General features: G+C 67.9%; 23 protein-coding genes and 1 pseudogene. 11 read left to right on the forward strand and 13 right to left on the reverse strand.

What is annotated here, in order from left to right:
- Positions 1-220 precede the first annotated feature (220 nt).
- From ACK1X7_RS37385 to ACK1X7_RS37410, 6 genes are all read left to right on the forward strand, one after another.
- Positions 221-529 carry a GNAT family N-acetyltransferase gene (locus tag ACK1X7_RS37385; protein ID WP_385146092.1) on the forward strand — a complete coding sequence of 103 codons (309 nt, stop codon included), beginning with the start codon at positions 221-223 and terminating at the stop codon, positions 527-529.
- 31 nt (positions 530-560) lie between these two features.
- Entirely contained in the window at positions 561-842 is a 282-nt protein-coding gene (locus tag ACK1X7_RS37390) for a (4Fe-4S)-binding protein (RefSeq protein WP_385146094.1), read from the forward strand.
- A 10-nt stretch (positions 843-852) separates the two neighbouring features.
- Positions 853-1,212 carry an alcohol dehydrogenase catalytic domain-containing protein gene (locus tag ACK1X7_RS37395; RefSeq protein WP_390795704.1) on the forward strand — a complete coding sequence of 120 codons (360 nt, stop codon included), beginning with the start codon at positions 853-855 and terminating at the stop codon, positions 1,210-1,212.
- A 167-nt stretch (positions 1,213-1,379) separates the two neighbouring features.
- Positions 1,380-1,685 (forward strand): GNAT family N-acetyltransferase, encoded by a 306-nt coding sequence (locus tag ACK1X7_RS37400; RefSeq protein WP_385146098.1) that lies wholly within the window; start codon positions 1,380-1,382, stop codon positions 1,683-1,685.
- Positions 1,686-1,966: 281 nt separating this feature from the next.
- Positions 1,967-2,929, forward strand: coding sequence for a pirin family protein (locus tag ACK1X7_RS37405; protein WP_398158635.1), 963 nt, complete (start codon positions 1,967-1,969; stop codon positions 2,927-2,929).
- A gap of 203 nt (positions 2,930-3,132) precedes the next feature.
- On the forward strand, positions 3,133-4,872 hold the full coding sequence (locus tag ACK1X7_RS37410) for a pyruvate dehydrogenase (RefSeq protein ID WP_390795705.1): 1,740 nt from the start codon (positions 3,133-3,135) through the stop codon (positions 4,870-4,872).
- A gap of 397 nt (positions 4,873-5,269) precedes the next feature.
- Here the strand turns inward: ACK1X7_RS37410 and ACK1X7_RS37415 are convergent, their stop codons facing one another.
- From ACK1X7_RS37415 to ACK1X7_RS37425, 3 genes and pseudogenes are all read right to left on the reverse strand, one after another.
- Positions 5,270-5,797, reverse strand: coding sequence for an NADPH-dependent F420 reductase (locus tag ACK1X7_RS37415; protein ID WP_413116939.1), 528 nt, complete (start codon positions 5,795-5,797; stop codon positions 5,270-5,272).
- A gap of 25 nt (positions 5,798-5,822) precedes the next feature.
- Positions 5,823-6,224 (reverse strand): annotated as a pseudogene (locus ACK1X7_RS37420) (LLM class flavin-dependent oxidoreductase); the annotation flags it as partial.
- Between the two features lie 115 nt (positions 6,225-6,339).
- Positions 6,340-7,092 (reverse strand): SDR family NAD(P)-dependent oxidoreductase, encoded by a 753-nt coding sequence (locus ACK1X7_RS37425; RefSeq protein WP_390795707.1) that lies wholly within the window; start codon positions 7,090-7,092, stop codon positions 6,340-6,342.
- A 143-nt stretch (positions 7,093-7,235) separates the two neighbouring features.
- On the opposite strand from ACK1X7_RS37425, the gene ACK1X7_RS37430 reads away from it, so the two are divergent.
- The 3 genes from ACK1X7_RS37430 (at position 7,236) to ACK1X7_RS37440 (ending at position 9,650) form a co-directional block, all read left to right on the forward strand.
- Positions 7,236-8,165: an AraC family transcriptional regulator gene (locus ACK1X7_RS37430; protein ID WP_413116294.1), complete on the forward strand. Its 930-nt coding sequence runs from the start codon at positions 7,236-7,238 to the stop codon at positions 8,163-8,165.
- A gap of 166 nt (positions 8,166-8,331) precedes the next feature.
- Positions 8,332-8,811: a transposase family protein gene (locus ACK1X7_RS37435; RefSeq protein ID WP_413116295.1), complete on the forward strand. Its 480-nt coding sequence runs from the start codon at positions 8,332-8,334 to the stop codon at positions 8,809-8,811.
- Between the two features lie 347 nt (positions 8,812-9,158).
- The gene (locus tag ACK1X7_RS37440; protein ID WP_413116296.1) at positions 9,159-9,650 is read left to right on the forward strand and encodes a carboxymuconolactone decarboxylase family protein; all 492 of its coding nucleotides are present in this window, start codon (positions 9,159-9,161) and stop codon (positions 9,648-9,650) included.
- A gap of 333 nt (positions 9,651-9,983) precedes the next feature.
- On the opposite strand, the gene ACK1X7_RS37445 is transcribed toward ACK1X7_RS37440, so the two are convergent.
- Entirely contained in the window at positions 9,984-10,442 is a 459-nt protein-coding gene (locus ACK1X7_RS37445; RefSeq protein WP_413116940.1) for a response regulator, read from the reverse strand.
- A 6-nt stretch (positions 10,443-10,448) separates the two neighbouring features.
- Positions 10,449-10,763, reverse strand: coding sequence for a hypothetical protein (locus ACK1X7_RS37450; protein ID WP_413116297.1), 315 nt, complete (start codon positions 10,761-10,763; stop codon positions 10,449-10,451).
- Positions 10,764-11,321: 558 nt separating this feature from the next.
- On the opposite strand from ACK1X7_RS37450, the gene ACK1X7_RS37455 reads away from it, so the two are divergent.
- Positions 11,322-11,891, forward strand: a complete 570-nt coding sequence (locus ACK1X7_RS37455) for an ATP-binding cassette domain-containing protein (RefSeq protein WP_413116298.1) — start codon at positions 11,322-11,324, stop codon at positions 11,889-11,891.
- Between the two features lie 355 nt (positions 11,892-12,246).
- Here the strand turns inward: ACK1X7_RS37455 and ACK1X7_RS37460 are convergent, their stop codons facing one another.
- The 8 genes from ACK1X7_RS37460 to ACK1X7_RS37495 form a co-directional block, all read right to left on the reverse strand.
- Entirely contained in the window at positions 12,247-12,786 is a 540-nt protein-coding gene (locus tag ACK1X7_RS37460; RefSeq protein WP_413116299.1) for a hypothetical protein, read from the reverse strand.
- Positions 12,787-12,798: 12 nt separating this feature from the next.
- On the reverse strand, positions 12,799-13,767 hold the full coding sequence (locus ACK1X7_RS37465; RefSeq protein WP_385146110.1) for an electron transfer flavoprotein subunit alpha/FixB family protein: 969 nt from the start codon (positions 13,765-13,767) through the stop codon (positions 12,799-12,801).
- A 35-nt stretch (positions 13,768-13,802) separates the two neighbouring features.
- The gene (locus ACK1X7_RS37470) at positions 13,803-14,588 is read right to left on the reverse strand and encodes an electron transfer flavoprotein subunit beta/FixA family protein (protein ID WP_413116300.1); all 786 of its coding nucleotides are present in this window, start codon (positions 14,586-14,588) and stop codon (positions 13,803-13,805) included.
- A 224-nt stretch (positions 14,589-14,812) separates the two neighbouring features.
- Positions 14,813-15,802, reverse strand: coding sequence for an agmatinase (gene speB / locus ACK1X7_RS37475; RefSeq protein WP_413116301.1), 990 nt, complete (start codon positions 15,800-15,802; stop codon positions 14,813-14,815).
- Between the two features lie 73 nt (positions 15,803-15,875).
- Positions 15,876-17,324: a purine-cytosine permease family protein gene (locus ACK1X7_RS37480; RefSeq protein ID WP_390795713.1), complete on the reverse strand. Its 1,449-nt coding sequence runs from the start codon at positions 17,322-17,324 to the stop codon at positions 15,876-15,878.
- On the reverse strand, positions 17,321-18,847 hold the full coding sequence (locus ACK1X7_RS37485) for an aminobutyraldehyde dehydrogenase (protein ID WP_390795714.1): 1,527 nt from the start codon (positions 18,845-18,847) through the stop codon (positions 17,321-17,323). The genes ACK1X7_RS37480 and ACK1X7_RS37485 overlap by 4 nt, the downstream gene beginning before the upstream one ends.
- 117 nt (positions 18,848-18,964) lie before the next feature.
- Entirely contained in the window at positions 18,965-19,357 is a 393-nt protein-coding gene (locus ACK1X7_RS37490; protein WP_385146120.1) for a hypothetical protein, read from the reverse strand.
- Between the two features lie 10 nt (positions 19,358-19,367).
- Positions 19,368-20,996, reverse strand: a complete 1,629-nt coding sequence (locus tag ACK1X7_RS37495) for a GMC family oxidoreductase (RefSeq protein WP_385146122.1) — start codon at positions 20,994-20,996, stop codon at positions 19,368-19,370.
- Between the two features lie 801 nt (positions 20,997-21,797).
- On the opposite strand from ACK1X7_RS37495, the gene ACK1X7_RS37500 reads away from it, so the two are divergent.
- Positions 21,798-23,300 carry a PucR family transcriptional regulator gene (locus ACK1X7_RS37500; protein ID WP_385146123.1) on the forward strand — a complete coding sequence of 501 codons (1,503 nt, stop codon included), beginning with the start codon at positions 21,798-21,800 and terminating at the stop codon, positions 23,298-23,300.
- Positions 23,301-23,381 lie beyond the last annotated feature (81 nt).

Raw genomic sequence — 23,381 nt, forward strand, 5'->3', positions numbered from 1 at the left:
CCACGGCGAGGCCGCGTCCGTCGCGCCCAAGATGGCTCGGTTCAGAGCCCGCCCTGGTGTGCGAGCCGGAAGGTGCCGGGATCGGTGCCCGTGCTCGCTCTGCGGTATGAGCGTACTCGCCGAGCTTTAAGTTGATGCATCAACCTGATGGGGTTAGGCTGATGTCCTGGCTGACGGGATTCTGTCGAGTTCAGCGGGTTCAGATCCACGAGGAGGACACATGACGGTCGAAGTGAGCGACGTGCCCGAGGCGAAGCGCTACGAGGCCCGCGTCGATGGAGGGCCCAAGGTGGCGGGCATCGCGGAATACATCCGTACGACGGAACTCGTCGCGTTCGTGCACACCGAGGTCGAGGCGGAGTACGAGGGCGCCGGAGTCGGGTCCGCGCTGGTCCGCACCGCTCTTGACGAGGCACGCGCCGCGAACCTGCGGGTGCTGGCCACCTGTCCCTTCTTCGCGGGCTGGATCAGCCGGCACCCCGAGTACCAGGACCTGCTGTACCAGTCCCGCAGCAAGGTCAGTGACTGAAGAGCCGAGCACGGCAGTGAAGGAGGCAGGTATGAGCGGTGGATCCGAGAAGAAGGCGTACCAGGCGCAGTCGATCACGGTGACCTTCGAGGCCAGGCGTTGCCTGCACGCCGCCGAATGCGTCCAGGGTCTGCCCGAGGTGTTCGACACGGCGAAGCGCCCGTGGATCCAGCCGGACAAGGCCACCGCCGAGCGCTTGGCTGAAGTGGTGCGGCGCTGTCCCTCGGGTGCGCTGCGGTACGAACTCGTGGACGGCGGAACAGATACTCCGGCCGGCCAACCGCGATCACCCGCAGTTCCACCGGGCATCTGACCGTGCGCGGGTGAGCTGTGTTCCGCCGCTCACCGCGGGCCCCGGGCGGGTACGGCTCACGGTACGGGCCGCAGGCGTCAATCCAATCGACTGGAAGGTCCTGCGCGGCTGCATGCGCCAGGTGATGCCCTTCGGCCTTCCGGGCGGTCTCGGCTCCGACGTGGCCGGCGTGGTCGACCAGGTCGGCGAGGGCGTGACCGCCTTCAGCGTCGGTGGCGAGGTGCTGGGGGCTTCCATCGCCTCTCCTGCGCGCAGTCCGCGCTCGCCGACCCCACCGCACTGGTCGCCAACCCGGCCTACGTCCCGTGGGAGGTTGCCGCGACCCTGGCCGGTACGGGCATCACCGCCTGGGAGGTTCCCCGCAAGCTGAAGGTCTCCACGGACCTCTCCGGTCGCCATCACGCGGCAGGCAGGTGCCGCGCGGCCGCCGGTGCGAGCATCGGTTGACTAGTCAACCAAGTCAGTGGTTGGCTTGCCGCGGAAGTCTCCTCCTCGTGCGGAGGAACGACGACGCAGCGACCATCCCGAGGAGGAGCGATGGAACCTCGCGTGGCGGACAACCCCGGACGATCGCGTTTCGAGGTCTTCGACGGCGACGAGCTCGCCGGCTTTGCCGAGTACCACCGGTACCAGGACGAGATCGCCTTCATTCATACGGAGATCGACCCGCGGTTCGAGGGCCGAGGCCTCGGCACCGTACTCGCCCGTGCGGCCCTCGACGCGGCCAGGGTGCAAGGGCTCGGAGTGCTTCCCTTCTGCCCCTTCATCCGTGGCTGGATCGGGAAGCACCTGGAGTACACCGACCTGGTGCCGCAGGGGCAGCGGGCGCGGTTCGGGCTGTGAGGCGGGCCGTGCCGCAGACGGAGCAGACCGAGATGTCCGATGCCGTCCAGCCCGTCTGCGTACGAGTCGCTGCCGTTGTCGCCACCAGTTCCGGATCGGATGCGCATCGAGTTGGCGGGCGACCTCGACGACGGCCGGCGTGCACGGCTGCTGCGGATCGCCGACCGGGCCCCCGTCACGCGGGTGGTACGTGGTGAAACGCCCATCGTGCCCGCGCCTGAACACCCGGCGCGGCACAACCCCCTACCGCGGCCCGCCGCCGCAGAAAGGATGCAGCCGTCATGAGTGACCTCGACCTCCAGCCCGGTCTCCGTGAGTGCGGGGGCCGGGCCGACGTGTCCGGGCGGCCCGTCAGGGAACTGCTGAACCCGCGCGAGGCAAGCTTGGGCGCCACGGTCGTCCGTAGACTGCTGCCGAATCTGGGGCGGCGGATGGTGGGCGCCTGGTGCTTCGTCGACCATTTCGGCCCCGATGACATCGCCGACGAGCCCGGCATGCAGGTGCCACCGCACCCGCACATGGGCCTGCAGACGGTGAGCTGGCTGCACGAGGGCGAGGTTCTGCACCGCGACAGCGTTGGCAGCGTGCAGACCCTGCACCCTCGCGAGCTCGGCCTGATGACGTCGGGACGGGGCATCGCGCACGCTGAGCAGAGCGCCGTGCCGCACCCCCGCCTGCTCCACGGTGCCCAGCTATGGGTCGCGTTGCCCGAGGCTTACCGGCACACCACGCCCGCCTTCGAGCACCACGCGGACCTGCCGGTCGTCACGGCCCCGGGGCTGAAGGCCACCGTCGTCCTGGGCGGACTGGACGGCACGGTCTCGCCGGGCACCACGTACACACCGCTGGTCGGCGCCGACCTCGCACTCGCCGAAGGCGCGGATGTACGGCTGCCCGTGGAGCCGGACTTCGAGTACGCCGTGCTGACGATGTCCGGGGCCACCGAGGTCGACGGGGTGCGTCTCGACCCCGGCTCCATGCTCTATCTGGGCTCCGGACGTTCCGAGCTGCCGCTGCGTGCTCTGAGCGACTCGGGGCTGCTGCTGCTTGGGGGAGAGCCGTTTGAGGAGAAGATCATCATGTGGTGGAACCTCATCGGACGAACCCAGGAGGAGATCGCCCAGGGACGCGAGGCGTGGACGTCCGGTGACCGCTTCGGAACGGTGTACGGCTACGACGGCTCGCCACTGCCCGCGCCCGCCTTGCCGGTGACCCCGCTCAAGCCCCGCGGCCGTACCCGCTGACGTCTGGGCCCGCGCAGCACGATCCGCCGGGTCGGGCGACTGGCAACCCCGAAGATCTACCCGGCTCGGCGTGGCCGTAGCCCCAGCGAGCTCTGGCGGATGTGCGATCGTCGTCGGCCGCGGCCGCAGGTGGATCTGTCAACTATATTGGCTGTCGAGAGTCACCTGAGACAGGTGTGCAGCCCGAGGGGAGAAGTCCGGCGATGCGGAATCTGACCGTGGCCCAGCAGATGGTGGACATCCTGCGCCAGGCGGGCGTGGAGCGGATCTACGGTGTGGTGGGTGACAGCCTGAACTCGGTGGTCGACGCGGTGCGCCGTACCGACGGCATCGAGTGGGTGCATGTACGGAACGAGGAGGCCGCCGCCTTCGCTGCGGCAGCGGAGGCACATCTGACCGGTAGGCTCGCGGTGTGTGCCGGAAGCTGTGGCCCCGGAAACACGCATCTGATCCAGGGACTGTACGACGCGCACCGCTCCGGTGCGCCCGTGCTGGCACTCGCCTCGCACATCCCGTCCCACCAGATTGGCACCGGCTTCTTCCAAGAGACCCACCCGGAACGGCTGTTCACAGAGTGCAGCGACTATTGCGAGATGATCAGCACTCCCGGGCAGATGCCCCGGGTTCTGCGAATCGCCATGCAGCGGGCTCTTGGCAACAGCGCGGTGTCAGTCCTGGTGATACCGGGTGATGTCGCGCACGACGAGGCGACTCACCCGACGGGAAGCAGTGACCTGGTCACTGAGCGCGGCCGGGTCGTCGCGCCGGACACGCAGGTTCGGGCGCTGGCCGAGAAGGTGAACGCGGCACGGAAGGTGATGCTGTTCTGCGGTGCGGGAGTGCGGGACGCGCACGCCGAGGTCATGGCGCTCGCCGAGAAGGCTGCCGCCCCCATCGGGCACACCCTCCGGGGCAAGGAGTGGATCCAGTTCGACAACCCGTACGACGTGGGCATGAGCGGTCTGCTGGGCTACGGCGCCTGCTTCGACGCAATGCACGAGGCCGATCTGGTCGTCTTGCTCGGCACCGACTTCCCGTACAACGACTTCCTGCCGCAGGCACGGACCGTGCAGATCGACCACGATGCGGGCCGCCTCGGCCGTCGTACGGTGCTGGAACTCGGGGTCCACGGCGACGTCCGGGAGACGCTGCGGGCTGTGCTGCCGTTGGTCGAGGCGAAGCGGGGCCGTACCTATCTGGACCGGATGCTGCACAAGCATGCCAAGTCGCTGGAGACGGTGGTCTCCGCCTACACCCACGACGTCGAGCGGCACACACCGATCCACCCTGAGTACGCGGCCTCGGTTCTGGACGAACTCGCCTCTGACGACGCTGTGTTCACCGTGGACACCGGCATGTCCAACGTTTGGGCGGCGCGTTACCTGACCCCCAATGGGCGGCGCCGGGTGATCGGTTCGTTCCTGCACGGCACGATGGCCAACGCGCTGCCGCACGCCATCGGCGCGCAGTTCGCTTACGCCGGCCGCCAGGTGATATCGATGTCGGGTGACGGTGGACTGGGCATGCTGATGGGCGAGTTGCTCACAGTGAAGTTGCACGATCTGCCGGTGAAGACGATCGTCTTCAACAACTCCTCCCTGGGCATGGTGAAGTTGGAGATGCTGGTCGAGGGGCTGCCCGAACACGAGACCGACCACGAGCCGGTGGACTACGCGGCGATCGCCCGCGGTGCGGGCATCGAGGCGATCCGCATCGAGCGCCCCGGGGATGTCGTCGAGGGACTCAAGCGGGCGCTCGCCCACGACGGACCGTTCCTGGTCGACCTGGTGACCGACCCCAACGCGCTGTCGATCCCGCCGCACATCTCGGCCGCCCAGATCAAGGGATTCGCCTTCGCTGCGGGCCGGACAGTGCTCGACGGGGGCGTCGGCAAGATGCTCGACCTGGCCCGCGCCAACCTGCGTAACATTCCCCGCCCCTGAGATGATGACGTCCTCATCGAGGCCCAGTATCACGACCTCAGCGATCTGACGAGCGCTGGCGCAATCCACTGTGCCCGGGTCTTAGTGGGGCCATGCTGCTCACCAACGCCGTATCGAGACACTGCCGGCACCGACTTGCCGGTGACGTACCGGCCGGTGAGCAGCCGTTCGTCTTCTCTTGTGACGATTACTTGGGATTCACCCCATGGAACGTGTGTCATCCTGAGCCTCAGGTGATGCGACTCGCCTCGCTCCTGAGGATCGCTACACGGCCGAGGGCGGAGGGCAGGTCGGCAATCTGACGATACTTGTCCGCAATGTGGGGCCTTGCCGCTGGCGCTCATGGCCGATGCGCAGGGCCGCCCGGAGCAGGCCATGGCGCTGCTCGAAGAGCAGTTCACCACGTTCGAGCTATCCGTACGCTCTTTCCGCGCCCCGACCCCGGAAAGCGGAGAAGCATCGCACGCAGTTCTTCGGCGCCCACGCTGGCGCCGAACGGCCCGGTGCCCGGTTCCATTCGTATCCCTTCGGCCAGGGGTCCGGCCATGACGGGGTCGAGGCCGACTGCGTCGACTATGCGCGCGACGGTGGCGAGGCCATCCGGATCGTCACCGGCGATCGCGATTGCCTTGCGTCCGCGCGTTCCCGGACGCTGGGCCCCGTCCTCCAGATCGTGGTAGCCCATGTGGTTGAACGCCTTGACCACCCGTGAATCCGCCAGGTAGTCCTGCACGATCTCGCTGGAGGAGGTCAGCGGGTCGGTCAGGTCCTCGCGGATGCCGTCGACTTCCCACCAGTAGTTCATGGCGTCGATCACGAGCTTGCCCCGCAATGCATCGACGGGGAGAGCGCGGTACTTGCCGAGCGGCAGCGCCAGGATGACGACGTCCGCCGCCGCGGCGGCTTGAGCCGCGGTGACCGGGATCCGTAGTGCGCGGTGCGGATGACCGAAGCACGTCGTAGTCGGCGAGGTCGTATCCGAAGAGGGGGAACGACTCGGTGAACGAGCCGCGTCCGAGGATGACCTCGGCCCGGCCGTTGGACAGTGCGTCCACGGTTGCGAACCGCTGGAACACGCGGACCGGATCGTCGGAGCTGAGCACGGTCACGCCGGAGCTCAGACGGATCCGGCTGGTGCGCGTGGCGATCCCGGCCAGCACAGTCTCCGGGGTGGTGATCGCGAACTCCGGGCGGTGGTGTTCGCCGAGTGCGATGACGTCCACGCCGGTCTCCTCCGCGAGTACGGCCTCCTGGACTACTTGGCGGATGGCCTTCGCGTAGGACACCGGGGTGCTGAAGTCGTCCTCCGGTACGTCTCCGAATGTGTCCAGACCGAAGGCGAGATCAGACATGGTGGGCTCCTGCGCAGACCGATTGTTGAGGTGTCAACCATCTGCGCATTTGCTTGACGCGTCAACCAATTGGAGGGTGGGGCGCTTTAGATGCCACCCACCGTGTGGTGCCTGCTCAGATCTGGTTCTCGCCTCCGTCGACGTAGATGTTCGCGCCGACGACGTAGCTGCTCTGGTCCGAGGCCAGGAAGGCCACGACTGCGGCGGCCTCCTCGGGCTGGCCCATGCGGCCCTTGGGCACGGTCGCGGCGACCTGCTCCTTGATGGCCCGGGCGGTCTCCTCGTCGCCAAAGGCGGCGGTCCCCCCCGGAGTCTCGATCCATGCCGGCGAGACCACGTTGACCCGGATGCCACGGCCCTTGAGCTCGGTGGACCACGTCCGCGCGAAGGACCGGACGGCCGCCTTCGACGCCGCGTACGCGCCGAACGCCTCTACTCCACGGTCGCCGGCAGTCGAACCGACGAGGACGATCGAGGCTCCGTCGTTGAGCAGCGGCAATGCCTTCTGCGCGGTGAACAGCGTGCCTCGGACGTTGACCGCGAAGGTCTGGTCGAAGTGCTCCTCGGTTGTCTGCTCCAGCGTCACGAACGCACCGACCGCCGCGTTCGCCACAAGCACGTCCAAACCCTTGCCTCGCGCCCGGACCGCCTCGTAGAGCCGGTCCAGGTCCTCCGGCTTCGAGATGTCGCCGACGACCGCGGTGGCCCGGTCTGCTCCGATAGTTTTGACGGCGGCCTCCAGTTCGGACTCGCGTCGGCCGGTGACGAACACGTACGCGCCCTCGTCCGCCAGCCGTGCGGCGGTGGCCAGGCCGATACCGGCGCTGCCCCCGGTGACCACCGACGTCTTGCCTTCCAGATGTCCCATGTGGGTGTCTCCATCACTCTCTCGATGCCGATCCGTTCGACATCGATACTGCGAGAGAACGGAGATACTATCCATGATGCAGAGTCCGGATTCCTTTACGTATCGTCCCGGAGGTGTCGTCGGTGCTTGGATTTCGGGATCCAGTGGCTGACGCGATCGGCCTGCTCCGGCCCCGCACGGTGATCGGACCCAGTCTCCGGGCCGCGGGAGACTGGGCTTTGCGCTTCGACACGTTCTTGCATGTGCGGATCGGGGGCCTCGTGCGCGGCACGTGCTGGTTGATCCTCGAAGGGCACGAGCCGGTGCCCCTGCAGGAGGGTGACACCTTCATGCTGGGCAACCCGCCGCCTTACGTGCTGGCCAGCACGCTCGACGCAAGCCCGCGCCCTGCGGAGCCGGTGTGGGCGGGTGCGGAAGACGGGTTCGTGCGGATCGGCCCGGAGTCCGAGGAGGACCTCTACCTCTGCGTCGGGCACATCGCGTTCGACGACAGGAACGCGGCCGTCCTGACCGATCTTCTGCCGCCGCTCGTGATCGTCCGCGTGGCCGATCCTCATGGCAGGCGGCTCGCGCAGCTGATCGATCTCCTGGCCACCGAGGTCGGGGTCGCTGCCGCCGGCGGCCCGCTGGTGCAGAACCACCTCGCACAGATCCTGCTCGTGCACATGCTGCGTGCTCACGCCGGTCAGACAGAGCGGCCCACCGGCTGGCTGGGCGCCCTGAACGAGGACGGCATCGGTGCCGCCCTGCGTGCCGTGCACGCGGACGTGGCCCACTCCTGGAGCCTCAAGGAGCTCGCCGAGATCAGCCACATGTCGCGTTCCGCATTCGCCCGGGCCTTCAAGAGCCACGTCGGTGTCCCGCCGTTGGAGTACCTGATCCAATGGCGCATGAGCCTCGCGCGCGACGCCCTCGCCCGCGACACTCTGTCGATCTCCGAGCTCGCACGGGCCACGGGCTACCAGTCCGAGAGTGCGTTCAGCACCGCGTTCCGCCGCGTGGTCGGCTCATCGCCCGCGCAGTTCCGGAACCAGGCACGGCAGCCACCGCGCTCGGCCGCGAACGGAAGCTGAAGGAGTCGTCCTGTGCTCGGCTGCGCCGCTCACGCCGGCGACGAAGACACCAGCACACCGCCCGCCGACACCACTACCAGCGACGCGGACACGCGTCATAAACGCGACTGGAGTACTACAGCGGCCCGGCGACCTGGCCGGCGGCAACCAGATACACCGCACCACCGTGACCCGGTGGGTGAGGGAAGTCGTCGGCCTGCTGGCGGCCCGCGCCCCACGCCCGGACCGCGCCCTGAAGAAGATCACCCGACAGAGCGGCGGAGTCGTACTGCTGGACGGCACGCTGATCCGCACCCGGCGCAGGACCGGGAAGGAGAACCGGAAGAACTACTCCGGCAAGCACATGTGCCATGGCCTGCTCGTGATCGCGCTCACCGACGACCGGGGCCGACTGCTCTGGGTCTCGGCGGCCCGGCCCGGACGCATCTCGGACATCACCGCCTGCCGCCACGACCAGCTCACCGCCAAGCTGCGGGCGGCCGGATCCGGGGCCATCGCAGACCTGGGATTCGTCGGCCTCGACGACACCGATCTTGACGCCGACCCGGCGCTGATCACCGGCTACAAGGCCGCCCGGAAAAGGCCCCTGACGCGAGGTCGGAAGCTGTCCAACAAGGCGCTGGCGGCCGTGAGAGGGGCCGGTTGAGCACGGCTTCGCCCGCCTGAAGAGCCGGCGGGTCCTCGGCGAGGCCCGCACCGACCCGACATGGGCAACCGCCCTGGTCCGGGCCCTGCTGGTCCTCACGAACCGCGAAGTCTCCCGATGACCGACGATCTTCGCCGAAGTCATCCGCCCACGACCAGCACGAGCACCCCGAACCCCACGCACACCAGACCCGTGACCAGTGACTTCACGATTCACACCGCTCATTGGGAGCACCTCCCACTCGATCTGGTTGTCGCATCAACTATGATGTCGCGGAGGCGGGCCGATGGCCACAGTGTCCGCACGAACGCAGGCCGCGCTGAGTGCGGCCCGAAGGAGGCCCCGACGTGAGCGACCGCACTTGTAGTTCCCCACCCCGAAGGATCTTCATCGACAAACAGAGCCCCAAGGCCTTCCATGCCCTGGTGCAGGTCTCGGAGGCGGTCCGAGCAACGGCCTCCGAGGCCGGGCTCGACCGCACCACCGTGGAACTCATAAACCTCCGCGTGTCGCAACTCAACGGCTGCGCCTACTGCCTCGACGTGCACACCAGAGCGGCCCTGCGCGCCGGTGAATCACCGCAGAGACTCGGAATCCTGAGCGCATGGCGGGACACCGGCCTGTTCAGTCCCTCGGAGCGCGCCGCCCTGGCGCTGGCCGAGGCCGTAACCGATCCGGTGAACGCCGGGGCCCAGACACTCGCCTACGAGGCCGCCCAGCAGGTTCTCTCCGAGGACCAGATCTCAGCCGCGATCTGGGTCGCGATCACCATCAACGCGTTCAATCGCGTGTCGATCATGAGCAAGCACCCGGTACCGCCGCTTCACGACAACAAGTAGAGGCGGTTGGCGCGCCACACTGCTGGACTTCGGCCCAGCCGGTGCAGCGGAGACTCGGTTGACGAGTCGCGCAAATCTTCATGAGGACCCGGAACATCGATGTACGTCACTGCCGCCGTTCTCAGCGTGCTTCGCGCATTTGTCACGCTGAACACGGGTGCATCCAAGGCTTTGCCCAAGGCGGTGTCACCGCGGGGCGGCAGTCACGCAGGGGGTTGAGTGCGGGCGCGGTCCGTTTCATCGGACCGGATGATCGGCGTCGTCGAGGGCTGGTCGTCGGCCGACTTCGGCACGCGAACAGTCGCTTCGTGGTCCTTCGCTCGCCAAGTGTGGTCACAGCCAGTCGTGTTCGCGGGCGTACCGCGCCGCTTCGTGCCGGGTCTGGGCCTGGGTCTTCCGCATCGCATTGGACAGGTAGTTGCGGACGGTGCCCTCGGCGAGGCGGAGCTGCCTGGCGATGACGGACGCGATGTGCGCCGGCTCAGCGGACTTGCTGACGAATCCCTGGACACCGAGCTTCAGTGCCCGGCGCAGTACCCCTGGCCGGGCGTGCCTGGTCAGCATGAGGATCACCTGGTCCGGCCGGACGCTGCGGATCGCCGCGACGGCGCTGAGCCCGTCGACGCCGGGCATCTCCAGGTCGATGACGAGCACGTCGGGCCGGTACCGCGGGGCGGCGCGGACGGCGTCCTCGCCGTCCGCGGCTTCGGCGCGCACAGCGATGTCGCCCTCGAGCGGTAGCGGCGCCGCGAGTGCCTTGCGCAAGAGTGCCTCGTCGTCGGCGAGAACGATGGTGGTTCATCGGGCCTCCTGTGCCTCGGGACCAGGTGACGGGAAGTCGGCAGCGGTCAGGAAATGCCCGTTCTCCTGGTTCACTATGAGCTTTCCCCCGTTGTCGACCACGCGTTGTTCGACAACGGCGAGACCGCTGAGTTCTGAGAGCGGCTTGTCTGATACGCCGTCGTTGACGATGCTGATGCCTGACTCGGACAACGTGATCCGGACTTCACGGGCCTGAGCGTGCCGCAGGATGTTGGTCGTTGTCTCGCGCAGGACTTGGCCGAGCAGCTCGCCCGCGCGACTGTGCGTGCACGCGGTGCGGCGGATGTCCACCTTGATGCCAGCGGCCTCGAACAGGTTCTTCGCGTTCTCCAGCTCAGCGGGGAGGTTGAGTCGACGCTGTGCGTAGACGAGCTCCTTGGTATGGGTGATGGTGTCGCTGACGAGCGAGTAGATCTCGCGCAGTTCCTGCTCCGCCCGGCCGCATCACCGCCATCGTGAACCGGCCACCAGCACACCGAAGGGCCAGACGCCCGCGGTGAGGACCAGGCACGGCACGGCGACCCGGGCCAGACTGCCTGCCGCCCAGGGCCATCAGTGCCGCGACTACACCCAGGCCCAGGACCACAGCGTCCGACCAGGACTCGGCGTCCAGCGCCACCAGGAGAACTCCACCGACAGCGATCACCGGGAGCAGCGTGATCAGGTTGAGCTGTCGCAGCCGTCCCTGTGTCGTCGCCTCGGTAATTTCAGGCATCGTTCAGCCAGTATCCGTGCGGAGCTTCCGATATGCCAGTGACACTGCGTCATGTGCGCCTGCCACGAATGTCATGGCGCGGACGTGATGCGAAGCCACTACCTGGAGTGCGTCACGGCCGGTGGAATCGAGGCATGTCCACAGTCATCGAGGTCACGAAGCTCAACGTCCGCTACGGCGATTTCCATGCCGTGAAGGACCTGTCGTTCCAGGTGCGGCGTGGCGAGTTCTACGCACTGCTCGGCACGAACGGCGCAGGCAAGACCTCGGCTCTCGAAGTCGTCGAGGGACACCGGCCAGCCGAGTCGGGCACCGTCCGCGTCTTGGGGCAAAGCCCGCGCGACGCACTGCCGTGCGCTCGCGGATGGGCATCATGCTGCAGGAGAGCGGCTTCTCTCCGAAGTCCGGGCAGCTCGGGGGACGAGGATCGGAACCGCCGCTGCCGGGGTTCGCAGGCCCAGTCCGCGAGCGGACCTTGCCCGGCCGCGGTATCAGAGGCTGGGACGGCGGGCGGCGCGTCGGCTGTCATCATCGACACCTCCTGCTTGCCGCTGGGCTCGCCCGGCATGTCGACCGTGGACCGCTTGCGAGTTGCCGTCAACGGACCGGAGCAAAGGCTGACTCGAACGGATGAAGATCGGTGTCCGTTGCTTCGGCAGCAGTGTGCTGCCTGCCCGATGGCCTCGGGCACGACCTCCGAGTAGGGACCAATTCGAGGTGGCTCCGTTCGGTGCTTGTGTGGCGGCCCGGTGGGCTGGATCCGCCCGAACGGGACGGCAACCGTTGTTGTGGGTGTCCAGGGGTGTGCTTCTGCCCGGTAGCGTGGAGTTCGAGGCCGCTGCCGAGACCCTGGCGGGCCGGGTGGCGGAGTGGTGGCGGGAACACGATGACGTGGCGGACGCGTTCGTTGTGCAATCAGCTCTCGACTACCGCCGCGACGGGACGGTGGACGGCCGACTGGGGCTGTGGCAGACGGTCCATGTGGAGGAGTTCCTCCTGGACTGGCTGCCGCGGACGCTGACCATACTGCCCGGGCAGCCGGTACCCGGCGGACCGGGGTCACTGCTGGCCCTGACGCGGTACCTCGACGCGGTCGGACTTACCGATCCCCCGCGGGGAGGGCCGGAGGGCACTGGAGCGAGCGGTGAGCCGGGCGGCCGGAGAGTTCGGTGCCCGGATGGCGGACCGTACCCGCTGGGGGCCGGCGAAGTTCTGGACGGTCACCGCCGCCGAGCAGGGTGTGGACATCATGGACCAGGCGGCGATGACACGGTTTGCCGAGCGGGCCGGCGCGAGAAGGTTCCCCACGACCGCGATGTCCTCGACGCGATCATGACCCGGCGGATGACGGCCGGCCCGGCGCAGGTGGAACGGGCCGAACCGCAGATGCCGGTCGCCTTGCCGGAGGAGGACGTGCTGCGCGAGCGGGCCGCCGCGGTCCCGCTGATCGGGCCGCTGGCGGGACTGGCCGGGTGGGCCGGGAGCGAGGGCCGTGCTCTGACGAAGACAGGTCGGCTGCGCCTTGCCGATGCCCGGGACCTCGTCCGCGCTCTGGACACCGGGGATCGGGCCGGCTCGTTCGGAGTCGCACCTGTCCAAGAGCCGGTCACTTCAGCTTTTACGGGTCTTGATCTCCACGGTGAGCTGGGGGACGACGTCGAACAGGTCGCCGATGACGCCGAAGTCGACGAGCTCGAGGATCGGGGCTTCGGGGTCTTTGTTGACCGCGACGATGGTCTTGGAGGTTTGCATGCCGGCGCGGTGCTGGATGGCGCCGGAGATGCCGCCTGCGATGTAGAGATGTGGGGAGACGGTTTTGCCGGTCTGGCCGACCTGGTTGGAGTGCGGGTACCAGTTTGCGTCCACTGCTGCGCGGGAGGCGCCGACCGCCGCACCGAGTGCGTCAGCCAGCTCTTCGATCACGGAGAAAGACTCCGCGGAGCCGACGCCACGGCCGCCGGAGACCACGATCGCGGCCTCGGTCAGCTCCGGACGCCCCGACGACTGGCGCCGGGTGCGCGAGACCACCTTGGTGCCCTTGGCCGCGTCGGAGAAGGTGATGGCGACGTTCTCCACTGTTCCCGCGGCCTGGGCGGGCTGCGGGCTGGTCGCGTTCGCCTTCACCGTGATAACGGGTATCCCGTGCGACACCGTGGAGTCCACCGTGAACGAGGCGGCGAACACCGACTGTGTCGCCACCAGGCCGTTGTCGCCTGGCTTGACGTCCACCGCGTCCGTGATGATGCCCGAGCCGATGCGCAGCGCGAGGCGGGCGGCGATCTCCTTGCCCTCGGCGGAGGAAGTGATCAGCACGGCCGCCGGGGACGCGGCCTTGGCGATCTGCTCCAGGCCATCGACCTTCGGCACGACCAGGTAGTCGGCGAACTCGGCCGCGTCGGCGGCGTAGACCTTGGCGGCACCGTACTCGCCCAGCTTGGCGGCCATGTCCGCGGCGGCATCGCCGGCGCCGAGCACGACGGCGGATGGCTCGCCCAGCCGGCGGGCCAGGGTCAGCAGCTCCAGAGTCGGCTTGCGGACAGCGCCGTCCACGTGGTCGACCAGAACCAGGATCTCACTCATCGTCACAATCTCCTGCAAGAAGTAGGTCGGTCGACTCAGATGAACTTCTGCGTCGCCAGGAAATCCGCGAGTTGCTTGCCGCCCGCGCCCGCGTCCTTCACGATCGTGCCGGCGGTACGCGCAGGGCGGGCGGCGATGGACTCGACCTGAGTCCACGCTCCACCCAGGCCGACCTCGATGGCCTCGATGCCCAGGTCGTCCAGGTCCAGGCTGTCGACCGGTTTCTTCTTCGCCGCCATGATCCCCTTGAAGGATGGGTAACGAGCCTCACCCGACTGGTCGGTGACCGAGACCACGGCTGGAAGTCGCGCCTCCAACTGCTCGGTGGCGGCGTCTCCGTCCCGGCGGCCCTTGACCGTGGTGCCCTCCACGGTCACCTCCGACAGCAGCGTCACCTGCGGTACGCCCAGCCGCTCGGCCAACAGGGCCGGCACCACGCCCATGGTGCCGTCCGTCGAGGCCATGCCGGAGACAACCAGGTCGTAGCCGGTACATTCGATGGCCTTGGCCAGAATGGCGGAGGTGCCGATGGCGTCCGTGCCGTGGATGTCCTCGTCGCCCACGTGCACGGCCTTGTCCGCACCCATCGACAACGCTTTGCGCAGCGCGTCCATCGCGTCGTCCGGGCCCACGGTCATCACCGTCACCTCCGCATCCGCGTGCGAATCAGCGATCCGCAGCGCCTGCTCCACCGCGTACTCGTCGAGCTCCGACAGCAGCCCGTCCACCGACTCCCGGTCGGTCGTCGTGTCCTCCGCGAACCGTCGATCGCCGGTTGCATCGGGCACGTACTTCACGGTGACAACGATCCTGAGACTCATAGCTCTCGCCTTGACGGTAGGGGGCGGTTGATTTCGGTGTGCGGCAGGCCGCTCAGCAGGGTGCGAACTCGGGGGCGGGACATGTGTCCCGGCTTTTCGGAGTTGCCTGCCCGAACGGTTCGCCGAAAGGATTCCGGGGAACGTTGCTCCATCGGCGCCAGCCGTACGACGAGGACTCCCGGTCGGGTTGATCGGTGCATATGGGGTTGTGACCGGGGTGCGAGTCAGGTCGTGACGGCAGCCGCGCGGTCAGGATTGCCCTTATCGGTCTTGCTCATCAGGGTGATGAGGTCGAAGGCCACCGTGGCGGCCGCAACACAGGTGATCTCGGCGTGGTCGTACGCTGGTGCGGTCTCCACCACGTCGGCCCCGATGAGGTTGAGACCGTCGAGCCGGCGAAGCAGGTGCAGGAGCTCTCGGCTGGTGAACCCGCCCATCTCCGGGGTACCCGTGCCCGGCGCGAACGCGGGGTCGAGCACGTCGATGTCGATCGAGAGGTAGACCGGGGTGTCACCGACCCGCTGCCGCACAACATCGACGGCTCCGTCGATGCCCAGGACGTCGAGATCACCGGCCCGGATGACCCTGAAGCCGAACGACGCGTCGTCGGTGAGGTCGAGCTGGTCGTAGATGGGACCGCGGATGCCGACGTGGATCGACTTGTCCTCGACGAGCAGGCCCTCCTCGAACGCGCGGCGGAACACCGTGCCGTGGGTGATCGGAGCCTTGAAGTAGGTGTCCCATGTGTCGAGGTGGGCGTCGAAGTGGATCAGAGCGATCGGGCCGTGCTCGTCCCGTGCCGCGCGAAGCATCGGCAGCGCGACGGTGTGGTCACCGCCGAGCGTCACTATGCGCCGGCCACGCCGGCCGACGACCTCGCGGGCGAACCCCTCGATCTGGCCCATCGCATCGTCGATGGAGTACGGCGTGCACGGCACGTCACCGGCGTCCACGACCTGGACCGCCTCCAACGGCGCCGTATCGAGCTCGACATGGAACCGCGGCCGCAGGTGTCGGGACGCCTGCCGGATGCCCATCGGCCCGAACCGGGCGCCCGGCCGGTACGACGTACCGCCGTCGAACGGGACGCCGAGCACCGCGATGTCGTAGTCGGGCACGGACTCTATGGAAGGAATCCGGGCGAAGGTGCCGGGGCCGGCGAAGCGCGGGACCACGGTGGCTTCGAGGGCACCAATCGGCTTGTGGTCGCTCAAGGGGTGACTCCGATCAAGGTTGGGGGCAGGCCGCGACGGGGAGCCGGGCCAGGCAACCGGCGCACCGATGTGCTCAGGCTCCGGTCTCGTGCTGGACGAGCGCGGGAATCTCCTCCTCGACAGCCACGGCCGTCCGCGGCCGGGCCAGGGCCTTCACCGTGAAGTAGTACAACGGCGAGACGACGAGCAGGCCGGCCAGAAAGGAGACGTCGGTGTTACCGAGCGCCTTGGCGATCGGGCCGGTGTAAGCGGTCCCGATGACCATGAACGGGATCTGCACAGCGACACCGACCAGGTAGCAGAGCACTGCGGGCCAGTTCACCCGGCCGTAGCTACCGCCGTCGCGCTTGTAGAAGTCCTCGACGACGTAGTCACCGTGGCGCACCAGGTAGAAGTCGACCAGATTGACCGCGGTCCACGGCACCAGGGAGCCGAGCAGCAGGGTGAGAAAGCCGTTGTACGTGGCGACGAAGTCGCTCCCAGCGGTGAGGGCTACGGCGAGCGCGAGCGTACACAGTCCGGTCGCGACCACCGCACGCTCGCGGCTGCGAGCTGTGAAGCGCGGCAGGAGGGTCTGCACGATCGTGATCGTGCACAGGGTGCCGCAGTACAGGTTCATCGCGTTCGTCGCGGCGACCCCGACGCTGAACACGGCCACGACCACCAGGCTGATCCCGGCGGTTGCCTTGGTCAAGGCAGAGATGGTGTCCGTGCCGGGCAGGAGCAGCCCGATGCCCGCGCCCAGGAACATGGGCAGTATCGAGCCGATGCTGCTACCCCAGTAGCTCATCCAGAACGCCGGCTTGGAGCCGGTCTTGGCCGGCATATAACGGGAGTAGTCCGAGACATATGGTGCGTAGGCGATCTGCCAGACCGCGGCCGCCGACACGGTGCTCACGAACCCGGGCAGGGTGGCCCCACCCGTATCGAAGAAGGTGTGCGGCACCGGGTGGACGACGAACGCCCAGACGAACGCCAGGAGCAGGATGGCGCCCGAGACATAGGTCATGATCCGCGCATAGGCGTGGATCAGGCTATAGCCCCAGATCGTGGCCGCGATGCTGGCCGCCGCGAGCAGCACGATGCCGGCCTTGCTGCTCAAATGCGGAATCACCGAGGCCAGCGACTGTCCTCCGAAGACCAGGATCGAGACGAAGAACCCGAGGTACATGCACACCACGATCACAACGATCAGCAGCGCACCCCAGGAGCCGAACTGCCCCTTGGTCTGGATCATCTGAGGGACCCCGAGCTGCGGCCCCTGGGCGGAGTGCAGCGCCATGAAGATCGCGCCGACGAGGTTCCCGACGATGATCCCCAGCGCGGCCGACCAGACCGGCTGGCCGTACAGCGTGGTGGCAAGTCCTCCGGTGACAATGGAAAGGATCATGATGTTCGTGCCGAACCAGATTGTGAACATGTCCCGGTTCGTTCCATGCCGCTGGTCGAGCGGGATCGGCTGGATCGTTGCCGACTCGATACTGGAGGCGGACTCGCGGCGCCCGGCCAGTTGCTCGCTCATGACTGCTCCGTGCCGTCGGCGCCTCGAGCCCGGTTGAACATGACGTGCTTGGTACGCGAGTAGTCATCGAGGGCATACGCCGACAGGTCGCGTCCGTAGCCGGAGGACTTGAACCCGCCCCACGGCATCTCGGTGGCGAATGCCAGGTGGTCGTTGACCCACACCGTGCCGAAGTCCAGCCTGCCGGGCAGATCGGCGGCGCGGCGGGCGTTCTCGGTCCAGACCGAGGCGGACAGCCCATAGGCGGTGCGATTGGCCGCCTCGACCGCTCCATCCTCATCGGCGAAGGTTTCCACGGTGACCACGGGCCCGAAGATCTCCTGACGGGTGCACTCGGCACCGTCCGGGAGGTCCACCAGCACCGTCGGAAGCACGAAGTAACCGTCGCCTTCCGGGGCCCTCCCGCCCGTCGCCGCCCGCGCTCCTTCCGCGAAGGCACGGTCGAGGAAGCCGAGCACGCTGTCACGGTGGGTCTTCGAGACCAGCGGCCCCATCTCGATGTGGTCCCCGGCCGCCGGGTCGCCCACGATCAGCGACTCCACCATGGGCACGAGGCGCTCCAGCAGCTCGTCGTGGACGGACTGCTCCACGAGGATCCGGCAGGCCGCGCCGCAGTCCTGGCCCGAGTTGCCGAAGCCGGCGAACCGGATGCCTTCGGCGACCGCGTCCAGGTCGGCGTCCGCGAACACGATGACCGGTGCCTTACCGCCGAGCTCGAGGTGCACACGCTTGAGCGTGGTCGCGGCCGCACCGGCCACCGCCTGTCCGCTCCGCACGCTGCCCGTCACCGACACCAACGCGACGTCAGGGTGGGTGGCGAGCGCCTCGCCGACCACCGATCCGGCACCAGTGACGACATTGAGCACCCCTGCGGGCAACACCTCGGCGAGCAGCTCTGCCATGCGCAGGGCGGTCAGGGGTGTCTGATCCGACGGCTTCAATACACACGTGTTGCCGGCCGCCAGGATCGGCCCGATCTTCCATGCCGCCGTGAGCAGCGGGTAGTTCCACGGCGTGATCGCGGCCACTACCCCGACCGGCTCCCGCACGATCATCGACGTGCGGCCGGCGACATACTCTCCGGCACTCAGACTCAGCTGCGCCCGGACCGCACCAGCCATGAACCGCAGCGTGTCGATCGTCCCGTCGACATCCTCGCGGGCCAGCGGCATCGGCTTGCCGGCGTTGACCGACTCCAGGTGCGCCAGCTCCTCGGCGTTGGCTTCCAGCACCGCCGCGGCCTCGAGCAGCACATCGGCTCGGTCCTTCGGTGTCCGTTGCCGCCAGCCGGGCAACGCCGCCTTGGCAGCGGCCACCGCCTCGTCGACATCGGCCGAGGTGCCGCGCAGAGCTTGTGCGATCGGCTGTCCCGTCGCGGGGTTGAAAATCGGTTGTGTCTCCGTCCCGGTGCCCTTCCAGCCGGCACCGTTGACGAAGTGTGTCAACACCGCGGTCTCCCCACCGGCCGGTGCCAGGCCGTCTCCCAGGGGAACCACCGGGATCTGCGTGTGCGCCTCGGTCATCTTGGAATCCTTCGTTCGTGTTCCTGGGTTCACGCCCGGTGCGCCCATCTCGGACGCACCGGTCTCACTGCTCAGAACCAACGCTGACCTGGTTGTGCGAATGCACAGGCCGCGAGCTCAACGCGTCGCGAAGCCGCGATCGACGACGTCGGCCAGCATGTCGACGTAGGAGTCGACGTCGTCGCGGGCCGTGCGCGGCGGAGCGTCGTAGGCAAGCACGGCCTTCACCTGGGGGCTCAGGAAATAGGCCCCGGCGGTCAGCACAGTGAGGGCCTGGAACTCCTCGGGCCGCTGTTCGGAGAGTCCGTCCAGAGCAGCTTCGGGGTCCTTGCCCGTGCACCAGGCAACCGCCTCGGCGAACGGTTCTGCCAGGTCCGGCCGGTAGCCGAGGGCCTGGTCGAGCAGCTCACCCGGCACACCCGCGGCAGTGGCCGAGGGCATCGGATCGGACGCGGGAATCAGCGCATCGGCGAGTGCGGCGAAGGTGCGCCGCTGGTCGGGATCGATCATCACAGAGTCCTCAGTCGGCGGTGGTCTGGTGGTGGCGGCTGTCGGCGAGGTGGCGCATCGACCGCAGCGCGACCGCCATGATGGTCGCGGTCGGGTTGACACCGGTCGAGGTGACGAACACGCTCCCGTCGATGATGAAAAGGTTCGGTACGTCGTGCGCGCGGCCGTACTGGTCGACGACGGAGGTGGCGGGATCGGTACCCATGCGCGCGGTGCCCAGGAGGTGCCAGCCGCTATCCCGGACGACGGGGATGGGGTGCACCGAGGTCGCGCCCGCGGCCAGGTGGGCCTCGATCGCCCGGTCGACATGGAACGTGAGCATGCGTTCGGTGTTCTCGCTGATGGTGTAGCGAATCTTGGGCACCGGGATGCCGTCGGAGTCCGTGGCGCCCGGGTCAAGGACGACCTCATTGTGGTCCTCGGGCAGGTCCTCGGTGGTGATGCCCCACTCGGTGTACCGGCCGAAGGTTGTGCGCAACCGGGTGTGGAAGGCGGGCCCGAAGCCCTCGCGCCAGTCCTCGCCCGGTTCCCACACGGTGTGGGTGAGTGGGCCGCCGGTCGGCATCAGGTTCCATTTCGCCCCGCGAACGAACCCGCGGCTGGCGTCGGTCTCGTAGAACTGCATCGACTGCAGTGCCTGCCCGGTCGGGCCGAGCCAGGTCTCGAGCTCGTCCTCGTAGGTCCCGTACACCGAGGCGTAGGGATGTATCATCAGCCGCTTGCCGACCAGCCCCGAGGAGTTTGCCAGACCGTCGGGGAACTGCGCAGACGCCGAGTTGAGCAACAGCCGCGGGGTGCCGATCCCGTTGGCGGCCATCACGGTCACGCCTGCGGCCTGGTGGCGCACGACTCCCGTGCGGTCGATGTACTCGGCGCCGGTCACCAGTCCCCGGTTGTCAACCGTGAGCTGCCGCACCCGGGCCCCGGTCACCAGCACAGCACCGGCGGCGATCGCGTCGCGCCAGTGCGTGAAGTCAGTGCTCGCCTTCGCTCCGGTCGGGCATCCCGACTCGCAGGCGCCGTACCGCAGGCACGCGGGGCGGTTCTTGAACTTACGCGACGCGATGGCGTTCGGGGCCGGCCACCAGTGCCAGCCGAGCTTGTCCATGCCCTTCGCCGCGGCGAGGCCGTACTTGCCGATCGGCATCGGCGGCAGCGGGAACGTGTGCGGGTCCGGGTACGCCGGGTCGCCGTCGAGTCCGGACGCGCCGATGTGGTGGGTGACCTCGTCGTAGAACGGCCGCAGGTCCTCGTAGGTGAACGGCCAGTCATCCGCGACCCCGTCGAGAGTCCGGACCCGGAAGTCGGAGGGAAGTGCCCGGACCCAGTGCCCGGAGAACATGATGGTGCTGCCACCCACGCCGTTGAACATCAACGGCTCGATCGGGCTCTGCTCGGTGTCGACCGAGTAGTCGCTCTCCCGTCCGCGCACATTCGGGCTGGGGTGCCACTGCTTGAGGCGGGTCAGCTCCCACTCGGGCTTGCCGCCCGTGAAGTCATCGGGAAGAGCCCAGTCGCCCTGTTCCAAGCAGACCACACGAAACCCGCGGCTGGCCAACTCCAGGGCCGCCACCCCACCGGAGGCGCCGGCCCCCACAATGAGCACATCCGCATCCCCGTGACCATGCTGCGTGTTCACCAGTAACTCTCCCGCTCGCTCAGTCCGCTATGGGCGCGTTCGCACCCACGTCGGTGGACGCCTCCGGTCCGGTCGACTCTCCGGTGCCTACCGGACCAGGGGGTCGAATGATCCGCACCCAGAATGCTTCGGCCCACCCCCCACGGCACCAGGTACATCCGCCACAAGTGAGACCCTCCGATTTGAGCAAATGCACAACTTGCCATATCCGAAACGGTGCCCTGCAATGGGGGTCCGGCCTCCGTGCCGGTATGGCTGAGGCCCCAGCCGATCACGATCGAAGGGTGCTGTCGCCGGGCATCGGAGGCATCGGCAGACCGCGGATCAGGGGCACGAGCGCCGATCCCGGGTGAAGCATGGGCAGGCTCCTCCTCGCATGGATGCCGGGAGGCAGGCCGGGACAGCCGCGGAGCACCAGGAGTGCACGCGCGTGAACAACGACCAGACCGTGATCACCGAGCATCCGCCGTAACAGCTTCCCCGGCGCGGACCACGAAGCCGTGGAACGCCCGCTGGACACCGTCCTCCGCGGGAACGCTGTGCCGGAATGCGTACCGGAGCAGACCGTCCTCTGTCCGTTCGGTCGGCTGCGACGTAAACGACGCGATCGTGATCCTGCGGGTTTGCGAGCACCTGGCCAAGCGCGTGATCCGAGGTGGCATCCCCTTAGGGGATTCCCTTCGCATCGGAGACCGCTGCCGTCACTGAACGAACCGGTCGGTCACGACGGTCGGTTCGGTCAGCGCCCCCCAATTGTGCAGACGCACAAGCATCCTTGTACTTACTTGGTATTATTGCATCGTGACGATCACGATCGCGGATCTGCTGGAGACGCCACATCTGCGGCTGCACCTGCACTCCGGCACGGGCGGACTCGATCGGGAGGTCTCGTGGACCCACACATCCGACCTGCCCGAGCCCTGGCGGTGGCTCGCCGGGGGTGAGCTCTTGATGACCAACGGCATGTCGTTTCCCGCCGACGGCGCCGGGCAGCGGGTCCTCATCGAACGGTTGGCCGACGTCGGCGCAAGCGGTTTGGCGATCGGGGAGCGGATGTACAGCCCGCCACTCACCGACGAACTCGCCGAGGCGAGTGAGCGTCTGGGGTTCAGCGTTCTGACAGTCCGCTTTCCCATGCCGTTCATCGCGATCTCCCGCGCCGTTGCGGTCGCCAACCTCCTCGAGGAGTCCGATCGGCTGATCCGAACGGAGCGGATCTACCACGCCATGCAGCGGACGCTGACAAGTCACCGGGAATCCTCGGCGCTTTCGCGGGCACTCTCCCAGCAACTGGGCTGCGAGGTCCACGTCTGCCACCGCGGGTCCGCGCAGCCCTGGTACCCGGAAGACCCGCGCCTCGACCCCACGCTCACCGACGCGCTGCGCCGATCCACACCGGATTCCTCAGACCTGCGAGCGGGGGCCTTCGCGGTCCCGCTCGAGGACGGGCGCGAGATGAGACTGATGGACATCCCGACGCAGTCGAGCGCGGTCCTCGTCCTCGTTTCGAGCGGGCGCAACGTGCTCGACGCCATACTCATGCAGCACGTGGTGACCGTGATCGCTCTGGAGCTGTCCCAGTCGTTGATCAGCATCGAGCACCGTCGTCGGCTGGGTGCCGAACTGCTGGCGCAGCTCATGGAGGGGCGGCTCGACGAGCGCAGCGGACGTCGTCAGATGAAGGCCCTCGGCCTGAACGTCTCCAAGGCGACCCTCTTCGCGATCACCTCCGATGCCCTCGCGAAGCTGCGAGAGTTCCACATCGTGCTATGGCGCAACAGAGTGCCCCATCTCGTGGTACACCGGTCAGGCGTGCTCTACGTGTTCTGCGTCGAAGGCGACACGGTCCATGCGCTGATCCGCTCGAACCTCGGCGGAGAGGCCCTGGCAGGGATCAGTGGCCCGATCCGGACCGTCGAACGGGTCCCGGAAGCCTCGCGTGAGGCAAGCTGGGCGGTCCGCGCGGCGGCTTCGGTCACCTCGCGCACCGTCCGGTACGGCGACGCAACGCCGTTGCTGGGCGTCACGGGAACCGACGACGCCACCGCCCTGGTGACGCGCGTGCTCGGCGCGCTCATCGAGTACGAGCGGGTGCACGAGACGGAGCTGTTGCGGACACTCGAGGCATTCCTCGACAACCAGCGCTCCTGGCAGAAGACCGCCGATGTACTCCATGTGCACCGGCAGACCGTCCTGTACCGGATCCGCAAGGTCGAGGCGATCACCGGACACAACGTGACCGATACACGCGATATTGCCGAGCTTTGGCTGGCCGTGCAGGCTCGCGCACTTCTTGGACCCTGAACGGAGTGCGAACTGCATGGTGGTCACGACACGGAGTCCGCGTGGCGACAGGTCGAGGCGCACTTCGCCACCCAACAGACC

This window comes from Streptomyces sp. CY-1, from assembly GCF_047218265.1.
GTDB lineage: Bacteria > Actinomycetota > Actinomycetes > Streptomycetales > Streptomycetaceae > Streptomyces > Streptomyces niphimycinicus.

Coding starts and splice junctions, on each gene's coding strand:
- ACK1X7_RS37385 (WP_385146092.1), top strand. CDS start 221: ATGACGGTCGAAGTGAGCGACGTGCCCGAGGCGAAGCGCTACGAGGCC.
- ACK1X7_RS37390 (WP_385146094.1), top strand. CDS start 561: ATGAGCGGTGGATCCGAGAAGAAGGCGTACCAGGCGCAGTCGATCACG.
- ACK1X7_RS37400 (WP_385146098.1), top strand. CDS start 1,380: ATGGAACCTCGCGTGGCGGACAACCCCGGACGATCGCGTTTCGAGGTC.
- ACK1X7_RS37405 (WP_398158635.1), top strand. CDS start 1,967: ATGAGTGACCTCGACCTCCAGCCCGGTCTCCGTGAGTGCGGGGGCCGG.
- ACK1X7_RS37410 (WP_390795705.1), top strand. CDS start 3,133: ATGCGGAATCTGACCGTGGCCCAGCAGATGGTGGACATCCTGCGCCAG.
- ACK1X7_RS37425 (WP_390795707.1), bottom strand. CDS start 7,092: ATGGGACATCTGGAAGGCAAGACGTCGGTGGTCACCGGGGGCAGCGCC.
- ACK1X7_RS37455 (WP_413116298.1), top strand. CDS start 11,322: ATGTCCACAGTCATCGAGGTCACGAAGCTCAACGTCCGCTACGGCGAT.
- ACK1X7_RS37465 (WP_385146110.1), bottom strand. CDS start 13,767: ATGAGTGAGATCCTGGTTCTGGTCGACCACGTGGACGGCGCTGTCCGC.
- ACK1X7_RS37470 (WP_413116300.1), bottom strand. CDS start 14,588: ATGAGTCTCAGGATCGTTGTCACCGTGAAGTACGTGCCCGATGCAACC.
- ACK1X7_RS37480 (WP_390795713.1), bottom strand. CDS start 17,324: ATGAGCGAGCAACTGGCCGGGCGCCGCGAGTCCGCCTCCAGTATCGAG.
- ACK1X7_RS37485 (WP_390795714.1), bottom strand. CDS start 18,847: ATGACCGAGGCGCACACGCAGATCCCGGTGGTTCCCCTGGGAGACGGC.
- ACK1X7_RS37490 (WP_385146120.1), bottom strand. CDS start 19,357: ATGATCGATCCCGACCAGCGGCGCACCTTCGCCGCACTCGCCGATGCG.